Below are 18,527 nucleotides of genomic sequence, written 5' to 3' on the forward strand. Positions count from 1 at the left end.
CTCAGCCGCACTGTAGCCAGCACGGCGGTGATCTGCGTCGCTCAGGCAACCCTTGCCGCGTCGGCGCCGTCACTTCGCCCGGGGGAGCGCCCCGCAGGGGCGCGGGGCTGGCGACATGGAGGCTCCGCCGCGTGGGCGCGACCAGCCGCGACGGACCGGCAGCCGAGCGCCGCGCCCCCGTTTGGGGGCCTCCAGGTTGCGCGTAAGCCCGGGATAAGAGTTGAGTGCCCCCGACTCAGCTCTGTTGACTCCAGCGAAGCGCTCATGCATCCTTGAGCCAGATCCACTCAAGAAGTACATCTGGAGGAATCGAAATGGCACGTGCGGTCGGCATCGACCTGGGCACGACTAACTCTGTCGTCAGCGTTCTTGAAGGCGGCGAGCCCACCGTCATCACCAACGCCGAGGGCGCCAGGACCACGCCGTCCGTCGTCGCCTTCGCGAAGAACGGCGAGGTGCTGGTAGGCGAGGTAGCCAAGCGCCAGGCGGTCACGAACGTCGACAGGACCATCCGTTCGGTCAAGCGCCACATGGGCACTGACTGGAAGGTGGACATCGACGACAAGGGGTTCAACCCCCAGCAGATCTCGGCGTTCATCCTGCAGAAGCTGAAGCGCGACGCGGAGTCCTACCTGGGCGAGAAGGTGGCCGACGCGGTCATCACCGTCCCGGCGTACTTCAACGACTCGGAGCGCCAGGCGACGAAGGAGGCCGGCGAGATCGCGGGCCTGAACGTCCTGCGCATCGTCAACGAGCCGACGGCCGCCGCTCTCGCGTACGGCCTCGACAAGGACGACCAGACGATCCTCGTCTTCGACCTCGGTGGCGGCACCTTCGACGTGTCCCTCCTGGAGATCGGCGACGGCGTCGTCGAGGTGAAGGCCACGAACGGCGACAACCACCTCGGTGGTGACGACTGGGACCAGCGCGTCGTCGACTACCTGGTCAAGCAGTTCAACAACGGCCACGGCGTGGACCTCTCCAAGGACAAGATGGCGCTCCAGCGCCTGCGCGAGGCGGCCGAGAAGGCCAAGATCGAGCTGTCCTCCTCCACGGAGACCTCGATCAACCTGCCCTACATCACGGCGTCCGCCGAGGGCCCGCTGCACCTGGACGAGAAGCTCACCCGCGCCCAGTTCCAGCAGCTCACGTCCGACCTTCTCGAGCGGTGCAAGAACCCGTTCAACAACGTCATCAAGGACGCGGGCATCCAGCTCTCCGAGATCGACCACGTCGTTCTCGTCGGTGGCTCGACCCGTATGCCCGCCGTCGCGGAGCTCGTCAAGGAGCTGACCGGCGGCCAGGACGCCAACAAGGGCGTGAACCCGGACGAGGTCGTCGCCATCGGCGCCGCCCTCCAGGCCGGTGTCCTCAAGGGCGAGGTCAAGGACGTCCTGCTCCTCGACGTCACCCCGCTGTCCCTCGGCATCGAGACCAAGGGAGGGATCATGACCAAGCTCATCGAGCGCAACACCACGATCCCGACCAAGCGCTCGGAGATCTTCACGACGGCCGAGGACAACCAGCCGTCCGTCCAGATCCAGGTCTACCAGGGCGAGCGCGAGATCGCGGCGTACAACAAGAAGCTCGGAATGTTCGAGCTCACGGGCCTGCCGCCGGCCCCGCGCGGTGTCCCGCAGATCGAGGTCGCCTTCGACATCGACGCCAACGGCATCATGCACGTGACGGCCAAGGACCTCGGCACCGGCAAGGAGCAGAAGATGACCGTCACCGGCGGCTCCTCGCTGCCGAAGGACGAGGTCGACCGCATGCGCCAGGAGGCCGAGCAGTACGCGGACGAGGACCACAAGCGCCGCGAGGCCGCCGAGTCCCGCAACCAGGGCGAGCAGCTCGTCTACCAGACGGAGAAGTTCCTCGCGGACAACGCGGAGAAGGTCCCCGGTGACGTGAAGACCGAGGTCGAGTCCGCCGTCGAAGAGCTGAAGGAGAAGCTCAAGGGCGAGGACACGGCGGAGATCCGCACGGCCACCGAGAAGGTCGCGGCCGTCTCGCAGAAGCTGGGCCAGGCCATGTACGCGGACGCGCAGGCCGCCGGTGCCGAGGGCGCTGCCCCCGGTCCCGAGGGCGAGGCCCCGAACATGTCCAAGGACGACGACGTGGTCGACGCCGAGATCGTCGACGACGAGAAGCCGAACGACGCGAAGGGCGGCGCCGCATGACCGAGGAGACTCCGGGCTTCGGCGAGAACGCCGAGAAGCCCGACGTCCCCTCCGGCGCCACCCCTGATGACGCGGCGCCGCAGGCCGCCGAGCCCTCCACCGAGGAGGGCCCGGCGGCCCCGGCCGGGGACGCAAGCAAGACATCCGCCCAGTCGGCTCAGTCCGCCCCGTCCGCTCAGGACGTGGGTCTGGTCGCTCAGCTGGACCAGGTGCGCACCGCGCTCGGCGAGCGCACGGCGGACCTCCAGCGGCTCCAGGCGGAGTATCAGAACTACCGCCGCCGTGTGGAGCGGGACAAGGTCACGGTCAAGGAGATCGCCGCGGCGAACCTCCTGTCCGAGCTCCTCCCGACCCTGGACGACGTCGGCCGCGCCCGTGAACACGGCGAGCTGGTGGGCGGGTTCAAGTCGGTCGCGGAGGCCCTGGAGACGGTCGTCGCCAAGATGGGCCTCCAGCAGTTCGGCAAGGAGGGCGAGCCCTTCGACCCGACGATCCACGAGGCCCTGATGCACTCGTACGCGCCGGACGTCACGGAGACGACCTGCGTCGCGATCCTGCAGCCGGGGTACCGCATCGGTGAGCGCACCATCCGCCCCGCGCGGGTGGCCGTGGCCGAGCCGCAGCCGGGCGCGCAGACGGTCAAGGGCGACGCGGAAGCCTCTGGGACCGCTGCTTCCACGGACTCCGCCGAACCGGCGGAGGACAAGGAGACCGGTGGCCCGGACGAGGGCTGACGTAACGGAGCTGTTGTGAAGCGAGAGGAGGGACGTCGGGGATGAGCACCAAGGACTTCATCGAGAAGGACTACTACAAGGTCCTCGGCGTCCCCAAGGACGCCACCGAAGCCGAGATCAAGAAGGCGTACCGGAAACTCGCCCGCGAGAACCACCCGGACGCCAACAAGGGCAACGCGAAGGCGGAGGAGCGCTTCAAGGAGATCTCCGAGGCGAACGACGTCCTCGGGGACCCCAAGAAGCGCAAGGAGTACGACGAAGCTCGTGCTCTCTTCGGCAACGGCGGCTTCAGGGCCGGCCCCGGAGCGGGCGGCGCCGGCGGTTCGTTCAACTTCGACCTGGGCGACCTCTTCGGAGGCGGCGCCCCGGGCGGTGGAGCGGGCGGCGCGGGCGGTGCCGGTGGCTTCGGGGGCGGTCTGGGTGACGTCTTCGGGGGCCTGTTCAACCGAGGCGGCACGGGCGCGGGCGGCGCGGGCACGCGTACGCAGCCCCGGCGCGGCCAGGACATCGAGTCCGAGGTCACGCTGAGTTTCACGGAGGCGGTGGACGGGGCCACGGTCCCGCTCCGGATGTCATCGCAGGCGCCCTGCAAGGCCTGTTCCGGCACCGGCGACAAGAACGGCACACCGCGCGTGTGCCCGACCTGCGTCGGCACGGGCCAGGTCACGCGGGGAGGCGGCGGCGGTTTCTCCCTCACGGACCCCTGCGTGGACTGCAAGGGCCGCGGGCTCATCGCCCAGGACCCCTGCGAGGTCTGCAAGGGCTCGGGCCGGGCGAAGTCGTCGCGCACGATGCAGGTCCGCGTTCCCGCGGGAGTGTCGGACGGCCAGCGCATCCGCCTGCGCGGCAAGGGCGGCCCCGGTGAACGGGGCGGTCCGGCGGGCGACCTGTACGTGGTCGTGCACGTCGACACCCACCCGGTCTTCGGCCGCAAGGGCGACAACCTGACGGTGACGGTGCCGGTGACGTTCACCGAGGCGGCACTGGGCGGCGAGGTGAAGGTCCCCACGCTGGGCGGCCCCGCCGTGACGCTGAAGCTGCCGCCGGGCACTCCCAACGGTCGTACGATGCGGGCGCGGGGCAAGGGCGCGGTGCGCAAGGACGGCTCGCGGGGCGACCTGCTCGTGACGGTGGAGGTAGCGGTTCCGGCCGAGCTCTCCGACACGGCGAAGGAAGCCCTGGAGGCGTACCGCAAGGCGACTGCGGACGACGATCCGCGGGCAGAACTGTTCCAGGCCGCGAAGGGAGCATGAGATGGACGGCCGTCGTCGACAGTCCAATTTTGGGCGGGCGTACCAACTGACAGACGAGACGCCGGTCTACGTCATCTCGGTGGCCGCCCAGCTGAGCGGGCTCCACCCGCAGACCCTGCGCCAGTACGACCGCCTGGGCCTCGTCTCCCCCGACCGCACGCCGGGCCGGGGGCGGCGTTACTCCGCCCGCGACATCGAACTGCTGCGCACGGTGCAGCAGTTGTCGCAGGAAGAGGGCATCAACCTCGCGGGCATCAAGCGGATCATCGAGCTCGAGCATCAGGTCGCCGCGCTCCAGTCGAGGGTGGCGGAGCTGTCCTCGGCGGTGGAGGGCGCGGCGGCGGCGATGCAGCAGCGCGAGGCCGCGGTGCACGCGTCGTACCGCCGCGACCTGGTCCCGTACCAGGACGTGCAGCAGGCGAGCGCGCTGGTGGTGTGGCGCCCCAAGCGGGCGACGGAGCAGTAGCGCGGTAGCTCTTAGGGGCTTAGTAGTCTGAGCAGGGGCCGGGAGGTGGCAACCTCCCGGCCCCTGCGCGTAGTCGGACGGTTTCTCCGGGGGAGTTGAGCGACGATGGCCATGGTGGGCCTGTTCTGGATCGCCGAGGGCGATGTGTACGTGGGCGCGAAGCCGTCCGGCCTGGCGGCGGGGGTGCGGCTGACGCCGGAGGGCATCGTGGCCCTCGGCGACAAGCAGTCGGGGTTCTACCCCTGGGACGAGGTGAGCGCCCTGACGGTGGAGGACGTGCCGGTGAAGTCCCTGAAGGGCCAGGGCGCCGTGCTGCTCAAGTCCGTGAAGCGGCAGGTGGTCACGCTGGTGGACCTGGCCCTCACCGTGGGCCTCGGCGGCGCGGACGAGGCACCGCTGATGACGGTACGTCTCGCATCACCGTCCGGCGAGACCGAGCTGGCGGCCTACATCGCCGCCACAGCCGCCGGCTACTCCCAGACGGAGTACGACCTGTCCCAGACGCTCCTGACCCGCATGACGCAGGGCGAGGCCACTCTGCGTACGACGCTGGCGACGATGGCGCAGTGGGGGCGGGCACGGGAGGGGGGCTCGCCGCGGGCGGCGGATCGCGAGAGGCTGCTGCGGGAGTGGACCGACGGGGGCGCCGCCTAGCCCTCTTCGGAGAGGGCGTTCAGCAGCGCGGCGAGGGTGCCGGGGCCGGTGGTCAGGATCGTCTCCGGGGTGTCGCTCTCGCGCAGACGGATGGTTCCGTCGGGGGCGGTGGCTATGTAGAGGCAGTTCGCCTGGTCCTCGCTGAATGTGGACTTCTGCCAGTCGAGTTGGGGCATGTCAGATCTCCTGGAGGCTGTAGAGCAGGTGCTGGATCAGACTCAGGGTGTCGCGTGAGTCGTGGGCGGACGCGGGTACCTTCGCGTCCAGGGGCGGCAGGGCTGTGGAGGAGAGGCGAGCGAATCGCGTCGTGTACTTGTCCACCGCCTCGCGCTCGTGCACGTAGAGAGAGGACGCCGGGGTCTCGACGAGAACGGTGTCCAGAGCAGCCCCGTGCGAGCCGATCAGCAGGAACGGGGTGCTGAAGGCGGAGAGCCCCTCTGCCGTGAACGGCAGCACCTGGATGGTGACATGGGGCATTTCGGCCATGCGGATCAGGTGCAGCAGCTGTTTGCGCATCACTGCTGTGCCGCCGAATCGCACGTGCAGCGCGGCCTCGTGAATCACCGCATGCAGGGTCGGGGGCCGCTCTTGGGTGAGGATCTTCTGCCGCTCCATCCGGAACTGGACCGCACGTTCGAGTTCGCTCGTGGAGCGTTCGCTCTGGCTGGACATGAAGATCGAGCGTGTGTACTCGGCGATCTGGAGAACGCCGGGGATGAACAGTGACTCGTACGAATGCAGAGCATCGGCAGCTGCCTCCAGCTCTGCGAGGTCCAGCACGGGTTGAGGGAGGACCTGGCGGTAGGCGGTCCACCAGCCCTTGCCGCTTTCCTCGCTCATGGTGACCAGAGCTTCGACGAGGGGTTCCCGTGTGCACCTGTACGAGCGGCAAAGGGTCCGCAGCTTGTCCGAGGGAATGGCCGTGCGCCCAGCCTCGACATGACCGAGGTGGGCACGCCCCATGCCGATGAACTCGCCTCCCTCCGTTACGGAGTAGCAGGCCTGCTCACGCATCTTCCGCAACTCCGCGCCCAGGCGGCGCTGTCGCTCAGTGGTGCTCGTGCGGAGTGCCAACGTAAGTCCTCTTTCCGCGGGTTGCCGTCAGTGTGCCCCGTCTGAGCTGCGGGGTCCATTGAATGTGACGAATAGGTTGCACACGGTAACCCTCACTCCCTACTGTAAGTGTCGCGCCAGTCACCCACTGGAGCCCCTGAAGCCCCCTGCCCACAAGCCGAAAGGCACCCACCGCACCCCCCAGGCACGCGTGGGCAACGCCATCGTCGCCCGGCAGGGCCCCTCACCCCCTCCCGACGGGAGCAACCGTCATGCCACCAGACCGCCCCCACGCCACCGCCTACCGCCCCGCCCAACTCGCTTACGACTACAGCCTGTTCACCCCGGGCGACGCGACATCACCCAAGGTCTGCCGGGACTTCGTACGCACGGTGCTCCACACCCTGGACCGAGAAGCGCTGGCCATGCCGGCGACCCTCTGCACCTCGGAACTCATCACGAACGTGCACCTGCACACCAAGGGCTCCGCGATGCTCCGCATCCTCCTGACCCTCACCCGCCTGCGGGTAACCGTCTTCGACGAGAGCCCGGACCCCCCGATCGTGGTGGCGCACCCCGCAGCCGGGGCGGCCGCCTGCTGGGGGCGGGGGCTCGCCCTGGTCGCGGACCTGTCCGACACGTGGGGCGTCGCGGACGACAGGGCGGGGCGGTACGCGAAGGGGGTCTGGTTCGAGCTGGGGGAAGCCGGGGCCGGGGAACCGTTCCGCCCTCACCGCATCGGGTGACCGGGGGAGATTCCCCTGGTCGGCCCCACCCACGTACCTACTGTGATCGCGTTGCTTGTGCCGCGAGGATGCCGAGCCCGCACTGGAAAGGTGGTGCGCCATCATGACCGCTCTTGCAGCTGAGAGGCCCAAGACCATGCCTGACACCGAGACCGAGCCGGCCCCGTCCGCCGTCGAGCTGGACGAGGTGCTGTGGCAGGCATGGAAGGCGATGGAACTCCCCGAGGGCTACCGCGCTGAAATCATCGAGGGAGCCATCGAGGTGTCGCCCACCGGTCGCATCGCCCATGCCCAGATCGTCAACCGGCTGCGAGATGCCTTGGCGTTGACCTTGGCCGAGTCAGTACGCGTCTTACAACGACACGAATGTGGTCCACGGGCGCAAGACGTGGATCCCGGACTGCCTCGTCGCTCCCAGGGAGTTGGAGCCCCATGTCGACGCCGAAGGCATCGGCGTCGAGGTCGCCGGGGTGAGTCTCGTCGTCGAGGTCGTCTCGCCGGGCCGCGAGCGCCGCAGGCGTGACCGGGCGCGGAAGCGCCGCGAGTACGCCCGCGCCGGGATCCCCGTATACGTGATCATCGACGACTACGACGGCGACGGCACCGTCACCATCCTGACCGAGCCGCAGCCGGAGAAGGCGGATTGGATCGGCGTCCACCGAGTCCCGTACGGGACGGAGGTCGCGATCCCCGAGGGGCCTGCCAAGGGGTTCACGATCAGCGAGGCGATCACGGGGGCGCGGCGGGGGTAAGGGGACGGGGCTATGGCCGAGTCGGCCATCGAGCCGGTGCCACCCCGAGTGTTCCTCGATACGGCATCGTGAGGGGCGACTGCGCGACCCTCACCGTCCGCGATGGCGCAATCGTGAGGGGATAGTTCGGGCGGGGGCAAAATGGTGCAGATGTGGGCGCACGGGTGGGCTGGTTGTTCGCGTCTGCGGCGACTCAGGCTTCCGGGTCGAGGATCGCGGACTGGCTTATGAGATAGCCGAGTTGAGCCCGGCTGCGGCTTCCGAGGGTGGTGGCGAGTTTGGCGATGTGGACGCGGGCCGTGCGGATGTTCATGCCGAGTCGGGCGGCGACTTCGGCGTCGGTGAGGCCCTCTACGAGGAGGGTGGCGATGGCGCGTTGGCGGGGCGTGATGCCGTTCTCGGAGGGCTGGGGAGCGGCCTGGGGCCACATGGGGGTGGCCAGGCGCCACAGGCGGTCGAAGGTGGTGGCGAAGTACTCGACGAGGCCTGGATGGCGTAGTTCGAGGGCCATGCTGCGGTCCCCGCTGGCCGGGATGAAGGCCACCGTTCGGTCGAAGACGAAGAGCCGCTCGGTGACTTCGTCGAGGGTGCGGGCCTCGGCATCTCCGTCGAGCTGCTCGAAGTGTGCGAGCACGGGCAGGGCATGACGCGTCGTGTGCTGGTAGAGCGTGCGCATGCGGCAGCCGCGGCTGAGGATCGCCTGGTCTCGAGGAAACGCTTCGGCCAAGGCCTCCGGAGGGCGGGTGCCGCCGGGCTGGACGGCGAGGAACTCCTCGGTGACGTCACGCATGGCCCGCTCGATGGCCGCGTTGATGCGCTCGAGCCCGTCGAGGACGGTGATGGCGGGAGCCTCTTCGACGGATTCTGGCTCCGCGTCCAGAGCGATGAAGGGCTCGAGCGCCGAGGTGAGCCGTGCCTCGAGCTGTCGCTGGTCTTCGATGTGGTCCTCGAAGGTGCGAAGCAGGCGGGGCAGGGCGACGGCGGGAGCAGTGGGGTGCAGCCACCGAATGTCGTCCAGGCTCGGGTGAAGGAGGCTGAAATCGACGAGGCAGGGGGTTTCCTCGGCGTCCTCGCTCCGGATGCGGCCCGCACGCAAGGCGCGGGTGTAGACGTCCAAGCCGGTCCCACAGAGCTGCTCGACGGTGTGCGGTACGTGCTGCACGGCCATGCGCGCTCCCTCCTGTCCTGGTTGAAGCGACGCGATTCTATGCAGGGGCCAAGCGCTTTTCGGAGGCGGCGGCACGGTTGAAGTGTGTTTTTCTCCGGGCTTCCGTTCTCGTGGCTAGCGGTCGAGAATCCCGGACTGGCCTATGAGATAGCCGAGTTGGGCGCGACTCTCACTGCCGAGCGTGGTGGCGAGTTTGGCGATGTGGACGCGCGCTGTGCGGACGTTCATGCCGAGGCGGGTGGCTATCTCGGTGTCGGTCAGGCCCTCGATGAGGAGAGTGGCTATGGCGCGCTGGCGGGCGGTGATGCCATTCTTCGTGGGCTGCGGTTCCGTGTTCGGGAACATGGGCGTCGCAAGACGCCACAGGCTGTGGAACGTCGTGACGAGGAAGTCGATGACGGCGGGATGACGCAGTTCCAGGGCGATGGAGCGGTCCGTAGTGGCGGGAATGAACGCAACGGTGCGGTCGAAGACGAGCAGCCGATCTGTCACCTCGTCCAGAGTGCGCACTTCGACGTCGCCATCGAGCTGCTCGAAGTGGGCCAGGGTCGCCAGGGAATGGCGCGTCGTGTGCTGGTAGAGGGTCCGCATCCGGGCCCCTCGGGTGAGCATCGACTGCTCGGGTGGGACGGCGTTCGGCAGCAGGTCTGCCGGCCGGGCACCACCGGGCTGGATCGTGAGGACTTCCTCCGAAGTCGCCTCCACGGCCCGGTCGATGGCTTCGTTGATCTCGGCGAAACTCCTCAACACGGTGATGGCGGAGTCGTGCGCAGCCGGGACGGTGCCTGTCCTGATCGTCATGAGCGGCTCGAACGCCGCGGCCAGCCGGGCCTCGCGGCGGCGGTGGTCCGCGACGCGTTCGGCGGCCGTCGCCAGGAGCTGTGGCAGGGCGACGGCGGGGGCCCTGGGTTTCAGCCACTGCGGGTCCGACTCGTCCGGGTACAGAAGGCCGAAGTCGACCAGGCATGGGGCCGGTTCCGCGTCCTGGCTCGCGACGCGATTCTCCCGTAGAGCCCGGATGTACAGCTCTGACCCCACGTCGCACAACTCACCGGGGGCGTGGGAGTGGGGTTCCGCCGTCATCTGGGACGGTCCTGGTCCAGGATGCCGGACTGGGCGATCAGAAAGCCGAGTTGGGCGCGGCTGCCGCTGCCCAGGGCGGCGGCGATCTTGGCTATGTGGGCGCGGCAGGTACGGACGTTCATGCCCAGGCGGCGGGCGATGGCCTCATCCACGTGACCTTCGATGAGGAGCTTGGCGATGGTGCGCTGCACGCCGGTGATGCCGTCGGTGGAGGGAGCGTACGGAACCTCGTCGAGGAGCGGGGTAGCCGACTGCCACTGCTGCTCGAAGACCTTGGCGAGGTACTCGACCAGGGCGGGATGGCGGAGTTCGAGGGCGACGTCGCGATCGGCGCGGGCGGGGATGAGCGCGATGGCGCGATCGAAGATCATCATCCGGTCGATCACCTCCTCCAGGGTCCGTATCTCTACTTTCTCCTGGGCCATGCGCGCCGCGTAGGCAAGGGTGCCCTGGCTGTGCCGCATGGTGTGTTGGTAGATGGTGCGCATGGAGACGCCGCGGTCCAGGACGCTCTGCCCGCGCTTCAGCGCGATGTTGAGGGTCTGCTCGCTGCGGCCGCCGCCCGGCTGGACGGTGAGCACCTCCGTACGGCACTCCTCCGTCGCGCGTTCGATGGCCGCGTTGATGCGGGCCTCGCCCTCCAGGACGGTTATCGCGTGGGTAGCCGGTTCCTCACGTGCTGTGATGGCCATGAATGGCTCGAAAATATCGGCCAGTTGAACGGCCAGGTTTCGGCGGTCCTTGATTTCTTGCTCGATGGGGTGGAGTCGCTGTGCGAGTGCCGCGGACGGCGAAACGGGCCGCAGCCAGTTCGCGTCGTCCGGATCCGGGTGGAGAAGAGCGGATTCCAGTAGGCAGGGAGCGTTCTCGGCCTCCTCGCGCGGCAGACGGCCATTGCTGAGAGCACTCGCGTACAACCTCGACCCCTCTCCACAAAGGGGGACGGCAGGGTGAGGATGTGTCGGTTTCGCACCTGTTGTAAGCAAATCTCCACCCCCCAGGGTCCTGTACGTGCAGGAACATGATGCATCCACCCTGTGGCTTTGACGTGCTCGATTGAGACATCGTCTTGTTGTGCCGGGGGAGAGGAACCTACCAAGTGAGGACGAAGCCGACCATGTTTAAGCGCATGCTTCGCTCGGTGCTTGTCACCACCTTCTCCGCAGGGCTGACGTTGGGTGTGCTGAGCACTCTCGATCTCGGGTGGCACAGCGAGCCGTCGAGTACGAATTCCGTTTCAGCTCCGCCGACGGATCTGGGTTGGCACGTCGCCCCGGCGGGAGCAGGCGCATGAGTACTCCCCCCGACGACCGCACCTTCCGTCGAGAAATGGCCACCGCCTACCGCTCCGGTTGGCACTTCATCGATCTCGCCACCGCGATACCCCACGCAGGCGACTCGTTGATGGTCACGCTCCTCGGTGAGCCGGTGGTCGTCACCCGTGACGACGAGGAGGAGATCCGGGCCTACCGGTGCCTCCGCAAGCCGCGGGGCGCCCCACAGCCCGTGCGGTGCGCCATTCGGTACGGGATGGTCTTCGTCAATCTCGACCGGCGTGACCACCAGGTGGTCGGTGAGCCCGGCCGGCCCGGCGAGCAGCAGGATCAGCAGAGTTCCAGCACCACCAGCACCACCACCAGCACTACAAGAGCCATCACAGCCACCCCCCGCAGCGCCTGACGCGATCCCCCGTCGTTGTACATCGCGCAGGTGCTTCCCCCAGCAGCGGCGCCACCGTGGACCTGAACACGGTGGCGCCGCTGTGGTGTGTGCCGAGAAACTGTGTGCCGAGGAACTGTGTGCCGAGGAAACCTCGGGGCGCTATGCCTCGGCGCCGGCCTCGATGCCCAGCGCCGCCCTGCTGCCCATCGCCCGCGTCAGCCTGATCTCGATCACCACGCGGTTCGGATTCACCCGGGGAGCCCTCTCGTACCGCTCCTTGTAGCGCCGCTCCCCCTCCGCGATCTCCGCGGCCTCCGTACGCACGCTCGCGTACCCCTCCAGCGTCGCCCAGCGCCGCCCGTCGACCTGGCAGACCGCCACCCGTGCCCCCTCCGGGGCCCCGGCCGTCGCCCGGAGGACGTGGGCGACCTTCGCGCTCGTCCTGCTCGCCAGGACGCGGGCCACGCCCGCCTCCGGGTCGTACGTCACGCCGACCGGCACGACGTGCGGTGTGCCGTCGGGGCGCAGCGTCGTCAGCGTGCACAGGTGCCGTTCGCGCCAGAAGCTGAGGTAGGTGGGGGTCGGGTGGTGCGGGTCCATGGCCATGGAGCGAACCTAACCGCCGGCCCGCGGCGGCCGCCTCCGCCTCCCTTGAGTGGAATAGACTCAACTTTATGTACGCTGTTTAAGTCAGGTGGGCGAGGGCTACCCGATTCGTCGGGGCCACCCGAGCCGCCGGGCCACCCCAGCCGCCAGGCCGTACGAACCGCTAGGAGGAGACGACTCACGTGGACGCCGAGCTGACCAACAGGAGCCGGGACGCGATCAACGCGGCCAGCAACCTCGCCGTGAAGGACGGGCATCCCGACCTGACCCCCGCGCATCTGCTGCTCGCGCTGCTCGAGGGGCAGGACAACGAGAACATCACCGATCTGCTCGCCGCGGTCGAGGCCGACCAGGCCGCCGTCCGCGCCGACGCCGAGCGAGGACTCGCCGGACTGCCCAGCGTCACGGGCTCCACCGTCGCGCCCCCGCAGCCCAACCGCGACCTGCTCGCGGTCATCGCCGACGCCTCGCAGCGGGCGAAGGAACTGGGCGATGATTACCTCTCCACCGAGCATCTGCTGATCGGCATCGCCGCCAAGGGCGGTCCCGCCGGTGAGGTCCTGGGCCAGCACGGGGCCACCGCCAAGAAACTGCTCGACGCGTTCGAAAAGGCAAGGGGAGGACGCCGGGTGACCACACCGGACCCGGAGGGTCAGTACAAGGCCCTGGAGAAGTTCGGCACCGACTTCACCGCAGCCGCCAGGGAGGGCAAGCTCGACCCCGTCATCGGGCGGGATCAGGAGATCCGGCGCGTGGTGCAGGTCCTGTCCCGGCGCACGAAGAACAACCCCGTCCTGATCGGCGAACCCGGCGTCGGCAAGACCGCCGTCGTCGAAGGGCTCGCGCAGCGCATCGTGAAGGGCGACGTACCCGAGTCGCTGAAGAACAAGCGGCTCGTCTCGCTCGACCTGGGGGCCATGGTCGCGGGCGCCAAGTACCGCGGCGAGTTCGAGGAGCGGCTCAAGACCGTCCTCTCCGAGATCAAGGAGAGCGACGGGCAGATCATCACCTTCATCGACGAGCTGCACACCGTCGTGGGGGCGGGGGCGGGCGGTGACTCCGCCATGGACGCCGGGAACATGCTCAAGCCCATGCTCGCCCGCGGCGAGCTGCGGATGGTCGGCGCCACCACCCTCGACGAGTACCGCGAGCGGATCGAGAAGGACCCCGCCCTCGAGCGGCGCTTCCAGCAGGTCCTCGTCGACGAGCCGAGCGTCGAGGACTCCATCGCCATCCTCCGCGGGCTCAAGGGGCGCTACGAGGCCCACCACAAGGTCCAGATCGCCGACAGCGCGCTCGTGGCCGCCGCCGCGCTCTCCGACCGGTACATCACCTCGCGCTTCCTGCCCGACAAGGCCATCGACCTCGTCGACGAGGCCGCGTCCCGGCTGCGCATGGAGATCGACTCCTCCCCCCTGGAGATCGACGAGCTCCAGCGCGCCGTCGACCGGCTGAAGATGGAGGAGCTGGCCCTCAGCAAGGAGACCGACCCCGCGAGCAAGGAGCGCCTCGAACGGCTGCGGCGCGACCTCGCCGACAAGGAGGAGGAGCTGCGCGGGCTCAACGCACGCTGGGAGAAGGAGAAGCAGTCCCTCAACCGTGTCGGTGAGCTGAAGGAGAAGCTCGACGAGCTGCGCGGCCAGGCCGAACGCGCGCAGCGCGACGGCGACTTCGACACCGCGAGCAAGCTCCTCTACGGCGAGATCCCCGCCCTCGAACACGACCTGGAGGTCGCGTCCGAGGCCGAGGAAGAGGTCTCCAAGGACACGATGGTCAAGGAGGAGGTGGGTCCCGACGACATCGCCGACGTGGTCGGCGCCTGGACCGGCATCCCCGCGGGCCGCCTCCTGGAGGGCGAGACGCAGAAGCTCCTGCGCATGGAGGAGGAGCTCGGCAAGCGGCTCATCGGCCAGACCGAGGCCGTGCAGGCGGTGTCGGACGCCGTGCGCCGCACGCGCGCCGGGATCGCCGACCCCGACCGCCCCACCGGCTCCTTCCTCTTCCTGGGCCCGACCGGCGTCGGCAAGACGGAGCTGGCGAAGGCCCTCGCGGACTTCCTCTTCGACGACGAGCGCGCCATGGTCCGCATCGACATGAGCGAGTACGGCGAGAAGCACAGCGTGGCCAGGCTGGTCGGCGCCCCGCCCGGGTACGTCGGCTACGAGGAGGGCGGCCAGCTCACCGAGGCCGTACGCAGGCGCCCGTACAGCGTCGTCCTGCTCGACGAGGTCGAGAAGGCGCACCCGGAAGTCTTCGACGTGCTGCTCCAGGTCCTCGACGACGGGCGGCTCACCGACGGACAGGGGCGGACGGTGGACTTCCGCAACACCATCCTCGTCCTGACCTCCAACCTGGGCAGCCAGTACCTCGTGGAGCCGACGACGTCACCGGAGGAGAAGAAGCAGCAGGTCCTGGACGTCGTGCGGGCCTCTTTCAAGCCGGAGTTCCTCAACCGGCTCGACGACCTCGTCGTCTTCTCCGCGCTCAGCAAGGACGAGCTCGCGCACATCGCCGAGCTGCAGATCGACCGCCTCGCCAAGCGCCTCGCCGAGCGCCGGCTGACCCTCGAGGTCTCCCCGGACGCGCTGGCCTGGCTGGCGGACGAGGGCAACGACCCGGCGTACGGCGCAAGGCCGCTGCGGCGCCTCATCCAGACGTCCATCGGCGACCGCCTCGCCAAGGAGATCCTCTCGGGCGAGGTGAAGGACGGGGACACGGTGCGCGTGGACACCTTCGGCGATGGCCTGATCGTCGGCCCGGCGACAGGAGGGTCAGCCGGACAGACAGCCGGAAATACAGCGGGAAAGTCGCTGTGAGGCGCTCCAGGAGGGCATAACCCGGTCACATCGGGGGCGGGGGTTGCGGGCCCCCGCCCGACATGGGGCAGGATGGCGGAATCCGTACGAAGGGACTAAGCACGTGAGCATCGACCCGTCCTCGATTCCGAATTTCGGGGGACAGCCCGAACCGCAGCAGGGCGATGGACCGGCGGGCCCCGTTGTCCCCGACCAGGACCTGGTCAAGCAGCTCCTGGACCAGATGGAGCTCAAGCACGTCGTCGACGAAGAGGGAGACCTCGCGGCGCCGTGGGAGGAGTTCCGCACGTACTTCATGTTCCGTGGCGAGGGTGACCAGCAGGTCTTCTCGGTGCGGACGTTCTACGACCGCGCGCACGGTATCGAGGAGAAGGCCCAGATCCTCGAGGCGATCGACGACTGGAACCGCCGCACCCTGTGGCCGAAGGTCTACACGCACACCCACGACGACGGCACCGTCCGCCTCATCGGCGAGGCGCAGATGCTGATCGGCACGGGCGTCGCGCTGGAGCACTTCGTGTCGTCGACGGTCAGCTGGGTGCGGGCCGCGATCGAGTTCGACAAGTGGCTCGTCGAGCAGCTCGGCCTCGAGGCCGAGGTCGACGGCACCGAGGGTGAAGAGAAGCCCGAGGACCAGGCCTAGTCCACGCGACTGGTCACGTCACGACGAGAGCCCGGCCGGGACACCCCGGCCGGGCTCTCGCACGTGCACCGATGACTAGACCGACTCGCCCATACGACGGCTACAGCGACTTCAGCCGGGAGACCGCCTCCGCCAGGACCTCGTCCTTCTTGCAGAACGCGAAGCGCACGAACGGCGCACCGGCCTCCCGGTGGTCGTAGAAGACCGCGTTCGGTACGGCGACCACGCCGACGCGCTCGGGCAGGGCCCGGCAGAAGGCGAAGCCGTCGGACTCGCCGAGGCGGCGGATGTCGGTGGTGATGAAGTAGGTGCCCGCCGGGCGGTAGACGTCGAAGCCCGCCGCCGTCAGGCCCTCGCTCAGCAGGTCCCGCTTGGCCCGCATGCCCGCGCGGAACGACGCGAAGTAGGAGTCGGGCAGGGCGAGCGCCTCGGCGATCGCGTACTGGAACGGGCCCGACGACACGTACGTGAGGAACTGCTTCGCCGAGCGGACCGCCGTCACCAGCTCGGGCGTGGACGTGATCCAGCCGACCTTCCAGCCGGTGAACGAGAACGTCTTGCCCGCGGACCCGATCGCCACCGTGCGCTCGCGCATGCCGGGGAAGGAGGCGAGCGGGATGTGCGCCGTGTCCTCGCCGTCGTCGAAGACCAGGTGTTCGTAGACCTCGTCCGTGACCACCAGGAGGTCGCGCTCGACGGCGAGCTTCGCGATCTCGGTGAGTTCCGCGCGGGTCAGGACCGTGCCGGTCGGGTTGTGCGGGGTGTTCAGGAGCAGCAGTCGGGTGTGCGGCGTGATCGCGTCGCGCAGTTCGTCCAGGTCGAGCCGGAAGCGCCCCTCGGCGGCGTCCGGGCGCAGCGTCACGGGGACGCGCTTGCCGCCGGCCAGGGCGATCGAGGCCGCGTACGAGTCGTAGTACGGCTCCAGGGCGATCACCTCGTCGCCGGGCTCGACCAGGGCCAGCAGGGACGCCGCGATGGCCTCCGTGGCGCCCGCGGTGACCAGGACCTCGCGGTCGGGGTCGTACGTGAGGCCGTAGTGGTGGCGCTGGTGCTCGGCGACGGCCGTGCGGAGCTCGGGGATGCCGGGGCCCGGCGGGTACTGGTTGCCGCGGCCGTCGCGCAGGGCGCGGACCGCGGCCTCGCGGATCTCCTCGGGGCCGTCCGTGTCCGGGAAGCCCTGGCCGAGGTTGATGGCGCCCGTTTTCACCGCAAGGGCGGACATCTCGGCGAAAATCGTCGTACCGAACTCGGCGAGGCGGCGGTTGAGCAGCGGGCGCCCGCTCCCGGATGTGGAGGTCATGGCCGCCATCCTGCGCCGAACCTCCGGACTTCCTCAACTCATGCACGGCGAGTGGGAGAAGCACGGGGCTCTCCGGGGAGAACCCTCTGAACTTCCTCAACTCTGCTTTGGGCCGGCATACGCGAGGGCATTCCCCTTTCACACACGCACAACATGCAAAAAGAACGCGGACCCACGGGGGGCCTGCTTCGGGGGAACGGAAAGGGGCGTGAAGGTCATGATCCTGGTCTTCGTGTTTGTCGCAGTGGTTCTGATCGTCGGACTCGCGGTCTACGCCGGAAGGCGCGGCAGCGGTGGCCGGTCGTACTCGGGGGCATCCGGTGCGGCGGGTTCCGGCGGTGGCTGGTGGGCCGGCGGCGGCGACAGCGGCGGCGGCAGCTCCTGTGGCGGCGGGTCTTCGTGCGGCAGCAGCTCTTCGTGCGGCGGGGGTGGCGGAGGCGGTTGCGGCGGTGGCGGAGGCAGCTGACACGGGGCAGCTGGTCCGTCCATCTGTTGAAGTGCCCGGCGGGAGGCAACTCCTGCCGGGCACTTTCTCGTTGAGCCATTGAACAGTTGAACTGTGCAGCCCCCGAGGGGATGGAAACCCTCCGAAGTTGGGTAAAAACGCTGTGGCAGTGCAGCAGTCCATGATTCCCTCTTAACCGTCAGCACCGCCCTCGTGCGGACGTCTTGGACATACAGGTCGTTCGCTCTCGTGGGCACGAGCCGGCATTCCGACCTCCCGGTGTTCCGATCGGGTGCGCCGGCACCACCTCCATTGCGTGTTAGCGGAGCCGACCCATGCTCACGACCCTGAAGACTGTCTATACCGACACGTGCGCCGCGGACCTCGCCTGGACCCTGGGGCGCGAGCCGCTGCCCGCGCTCGCCACGCTCGAACTCGAACTCGCCGGTGCGAGAATGGAGTTGCGGCTCCTGGGGGCATCGCACCAGGTCATCCTCGAAGAGGAGCAGGGCACCTGCTCCGAGACCGTCGCCTGCATCCCCGGCAGCAGTACGCCCCTTCCGCTCGGCGTCTCCAAGCGGCTGGGCGAGTGGGAGTACGAATTCGCGGCGCGCGTCGAGACCCTCTCGCGCGGCCAGTTCGCGGGCCGCGCACAGGAACTGCTCGCCCTGGTGGCCGAGCATCCGCACGGCCTCGCCGGGGTCTTCCCCGGCAGCCCGCACGCGTTCACGGCGATGCTGGCGCAGCGGCACGAGGGCTCGGTGCAGTGGCGCACCTGGCACGCCTACCCCCAGGACGGGCAACTCGTGGCGACCCGCACCCGAGTGGGCGTTCGGATGCCGGCGGTGCTCTGACCGCGGGCCGACCGAGGCGCGACCAAGTGCCCCTTGCCGCGCCCCTTTTACACCTCTGACGTCGAGGTGCACCCTTGTGGGTGACTGGACGTGAGAGTTCGGTGACGTAGCG

18 protein-coding genes and 1 pseudogene are annotated in these 18,527 nt (G+C 68.8%); 11 read left to right on the forward strand and 8 right to left on the reverse strand.

The annotated features are described in order from the left end of the window. Nucleotides 1-314 precede the first annotated feature (314 nt). From dnaK to ACIGXX_RS14755, 5 genes are all read left to right on the forward strand, one after another. Complete coding sequence (gene dnaK, locus ACIGXX_RS14735; protein ID WP_351167083.1) at nucleotides 315-2,180, forward strand: molecular chaperone DnaK; 1,866 nt, start codon at nucleotides 315-317, stop codon at nucleotides 2,178-2,180. Next, entirely contained in the window at nucleotides 2,177-2,914 is a 738-nt protein-coding gene (grpE, locus tag ACIGXX_RS14740; RefSeq protein WP_351167081.1) for a nucleotide exchange factor GrpE, read from the forward strand. Before dnaK ends, grpE begins: the two co-directional genes overlap by 4 nt. 41 nt (nucleotides 2,915-2,955) lie before the next feature. Beyond that, nucleotides 2,956-4,167, forward strand: coding sequence for a molecular chaperone DnaJ (dnaJ, locus tag ACIGXX_RS14745; protein ID WP_351167079.1), 1,212 nt, complete (start codon nucleotides 2,956-2,958; stop codon nucleotides 4,165-4,167). 1 nt (nucleotide 4,168) lies between these two features. After that, nucleotides 4,169-4,633 (forward strand): heat shock protein transcriptional repressor HspR, encoded by a 465-nt coding sequence (locus ACIGXX_RS14750; protein ID WP_351167077.1) that lies wholly within the window; start codon nucleotides 4,169-4,171, stop codon nucleotides 4,631-4,633. A 105-nt stretch (nucleotides 4,634-4,738) separates the two neighbouring features. Continuing rightward, complete coding sequence (locus tag ACIGXX_RS14755) at nucleotides 4,739-5,287, forward strand: hypothetical protein (protein WP_351167075.1); 549 nt, start codon at nucleotides 4,739-4,741, stop codon at nucleotides 5,285-5,287. Here the strand turns inward: ACIGXX_RS14755 and ACIGXX_RS14760 are convergent. The 3 genes and pseudogenes from ACIGXX_RS14760 to ACIGXX_RS14770 all read right to left on the reverse strand — a co-directional run. Beyond that, on the reverse strand, nucleotides 5,284-5,463 hold the full coding sequence (locus tag ACIGXX_RS14760) for a DUF397 domain-containing protein (protein ID WP_361466417.1): 180 nt from the start codon (nucleotides 5,461-5,463) through the stop codon (nucleotides 5,284-5,286). The two genes, ACIGXX_RS14755 and ACIGXX_RS14760, sit on opposite strands and share 4 nt — an antisense overlap. Before the next feature lies 1 nt (nucleotide 5,464). After that, the gene (locus ACIGXX_RS14765) at nucleotides 5,465-6,127 is read right to left on the reverse strand and encodes a DUF5753 domain-containing protein (protein WP_366461602.1); all 663 of its coding nucleotides are present in this window, start codon (nucleotides 6,125-6,127) and stop codon (nucleotides 5,465-5,467) included. A gap of 78 nt (nucleotides 6,128-6,205) precedes the next feature. Further along, nucleotides 6,206-6,301 (reverse strand): annotated as a pseudogene (locus tag ACIGXX_RS14770) (XRE family transcriptional regulator); the annotation flags it as partial. A gap of 311 nt (nucleotides 6,302-6,612) precedes the next feature. Between ACIGXX_RS14770 and ACIGXX_RS14775 the strand changes: the two are divergent. Together ACIGXX_RS14775 and ACIGXX_RS14780 are read left to right on the forward strand one after the other, a co-directional pair. Continuing rightward, nucleotides 6,613-7,086 carry an ATP-binding protein gene (locus ACIGXX_RS14775; protein WP_361466415.1) on the forward strand — a complete coding sequence of 158 codons (474 nt, stop codon included), beginning with the start codon at nucleotides 6,613-6,615 and terminating at the stop codon, nucleotides 7,084-7,086. A 368-nt stretch (nucleotides 7,087-7,454) separates the two neighbouring features. Then, nucleotides 7,455-7,838: a Uma2 family endonuclease gene (locus ACIGXX_RS14780; protein WP_399975728.1), complete on the forward strand. Its 384-nt coding sequence runs from the start codon at nucleotides 7,455-7,457 to the stop codon at nucleotides 7,836-7,838. Nucleotides 7,839-8,031: 193 nt separating this feature from the next. On the opposite strand, the gene ACIGXX_RS14785 is transcribed toward ACIGXX_RS14780, so the two are convergent. The 3 genes from ACIGXX_RS14785 to ACIGXX_RS14795 form a co-directional block, all read right to left on the reverse strand. Beyond that, entirely contained in the window at nucleotides 8,032-9,006 is a 975-nt protein-coding gene (locus tag ACIGXX_RS14785) for a LuxR C-terminal-related transcriptional regulator (RefSeq protein WP_399975731.1), read from the reverse strand. Nucleotides 9,007-9,120: 114 nt separating this feature from the next. Continuing rightward, nucleotides 9,121-10,089, reverse strand: coding sequence for a helix-turn-helix transcriptional regulator (locus ACIGXX_RS14790; RefSeq protein ID WP_351167065.1), 969 nt, complete (start codon nucleotides 10,087-10,089; stop codon nucleotides 9,121-9,123). Continuing rightward, nucleotides 10,086-11,075, reverse strand: a complete 990-nt coding sequence (locus ACIGXX_RS14795) for a helix-turn-helix transcriptional regulator (RefSeq protein ID WP_351167063.1) — start codon at nucleotides 11,073-11,075, stop codon at nucleotides 10,086-10,088. The genes ACIGXX_RS14790 and ACIGXX_RS14795 overlap by 4 nt, the downstream gene beginning before the upstream one ends. 304 nt (nucleotides 11,076-11,379) lie before the next feature. On the opposite strand from ACIGXX_RS14795, the gene ACIGXX_RS14800 reads away from it, so the two are divergent. Further along, nucleotides 11,380-11,769: a hypothetical protein gene (locus tag ACIGXX_RS14800; RefSeq protein ID WP_351167061.1), complete on the forward strand. Its 390-nt coding sequence runs from the start codon at nucleotides 11,380-11,382 to the stop codon at nucleotides 11,767-11,769. 141 nt (nucleotides 11,770-11,910) lie between these two features. Here the strand turns inward: ACIGXX_RS14800 and ACIGXX_RS14805 are convergent, their stop codons facing one another. Further along, nucleotides 11,911-12,357: a TIGR03618 family F420-dependent PPOX class oxidoreductase gene (locus ACIGXX_RS14805; RefSeq protein WP_361466405.1), complete on the reverse strand. Its 447-nt coding sequence runs from the start codon at nucleotides 12,355-12,357 to the stop codon at nucleotides 11,911-11,913. Between the two features lie 182 nt (nucleotides 12,358-12,539). Here ACIGXX_RS14805 and clpB point away from each other — a divergent pair, with 182 nt between their 5' ends. Beyond that, nucleotides 12,540-15,173 carry an ATP-dependent chaperone ClpB gene (gene clpB / locus ACIGXX_RS14810; RefSeq protein WP_383815813.1) on the forward strand — a complete coding sequence of 878 codons (2,634 nt, stop codon included), beginning with the start codon at nucleotides 12,540-12,542 and terminating at the stop codon, nucleotides 15,171-15,173. A gap of 103 nt (nucleotides 15,174-15,276) precedes the next feature. Beyond that, on the forward strand, nucleotides 15,277-15,816 hold the full coding sequence (locus ACIGXX_RS14815; protein WP_351167055.1) for a YbjN domain-containing protein: 540 nt from the start codon (nucleotides 15,277-15,279) through the stop codon (nucleotides 15,814-15,816). A 100-nt stretch (nucleotides 15,817-15,916) separates the two neighbouring features. Here the strand turns inward: ACIGXX_RS14815 and ACIGXX_RS14820 are convergent, their stop codons facing one another. Further along, nucleotides 15,917-17,125 (reverse strand): pyridoxal phosphate-dependent aminotransferase, encoded by a 1,209-nt coding sequence (locus tag ACIGXX_RS14820; RefSeq protein ID WP_399975738.1) that lies wholly within the window; start codon nucleotides 17,123-17,125, stop codon nucleotides 15,917-15,919. A 771-nt stretch (nucleotides 17,126-17,896) separates the two neighbouring features. Between ACIGXX_RS14820 and ACIGXX_RS14825 the strand changes: the two genes are divergently transcribed. Beyond that, nucleotides 17,897-18,415, forward strand: coding sequence for a DUF2617 family protein (locus ACIGXX_RS14825; protein ID WP_351167052.1), 519 nt, complete (start codon nucleotides 17,897-17,899; stop codon nucleotides 18,413-18,415). Nucleotides 18,416-18,527 lie beyond the last annotated feature (112 nt).

This window comes from Streptomyces sp. NPDC055243 (assembly GCF_044544025.1).
Taxonomy (GTDB): Bacteria; Actinomycetota; Actinomycetes; order Streptomycetales; family Streptomycetaceae; genus Streptomyces.

Excerpts from the sequence above, each read along its gene's own strand:
- ACIGXX_RS14755 (WP_351167075.1), top strand. The coding sequence starts at position 4,739 with ATGGCCATGGTGGGCCTGTTCTGGATCGCCGAGGGCGATGTGTACGTG.
- dnaK (WP_351167083.1), top strand. The coding sequence starts at position 315 with ATGGCACGTGCGGTCGGCATCGACCTGGGCACGACTAACTCTGTCGTC.
- dnaJ (WP_351167079.1), top strand. The coding sequence starts at position 2,956 with ATGAGCACCAAGGACTTCATCGAGAAGGACTACTACAAGGTCCTCGGC.
- ACIGXX_RS14765 (WP_366461602.1), bottom strand. The coding sequence starts at position 6,127 with ATGAGCGAGGAAAGCGGCAAGGGCTGGTGGACCGCCTACCGCCAGGTC.
- ACIGXX_RS14775 (WP_361466415.1), top strand. The coding sequence starts at position 6,613 with ATGCCACCAGACCGCCCCCACGCCACCGCCTACCGCCCCGCCCAACTC.
- ACIGXX_RS14805 (WP_361466405.1), bottom strand. The coding sequence starts at position 12,357 with ATGGCCATGGACCCGCACCACCCGACCCCCACCTACCTCAGCTTCTGG.
- ACIGXX_RS14750 (WP_351167077.1), top strand. The coding sequence starts at position 4,169 with ATGGACGGCCGTCGTCGACAGTCCAATTTTGGGCGGGCGTACCAACTG.
- grpE (WP_351167081.1), top strand. The coding sequence starts at position 2,177 with ATGACCGAGGAGACTCCGGGCTTCGGCGAGAACGCCGAGAAGCCCGAC.
- ACIGXX_RS14820 (WP_399975738.1), bottom strand. The coding sequence starts at position 17,125 with ATGGCGGCCATGACCTCCACATCCGGGAGCGGGCGCCCGCTGCTCAAC.
- ACIGXX_RS14825 (WP_351167052.1), top strand. The coding sequence starts at position 17,897 with ATGCTCACGACCCTGAAGACTGTCTATACCGACACGTGCGCCGCGGAC.
- ACIGXX_RS14760 (WP_361466417.1), bottom strand. The coding sequence starts at position 5,463 with ATGCCCCAACTCGACTGGCAGAAGTCCACATTCAGCGAGGACCAGGCG.
- ACIGXX_RS14800 (WP_351167061.1), top strand. The coding sequence starts at position 11,380 with ATGAGTACTCCCCCCGACGACCGCACCTTCCGTCGAGAAATGGCCACC.
- ACIGXX_RS14790 (WP_351167065.1), bottom strand. The coding sequence starts at position 10,089 with ATGACGGCGGAACCCCACTCCCACGCCCCCGGTGAGTTGTGCGACGTG.
- ACIGXX_RS14785 (WP_399975731.1), bottom strand. The coding sequence starts at position 9,006 with ATGGCCGTGCAGCACGTACCGCACACCGTCGAGCAGCTCTGTGGGACC.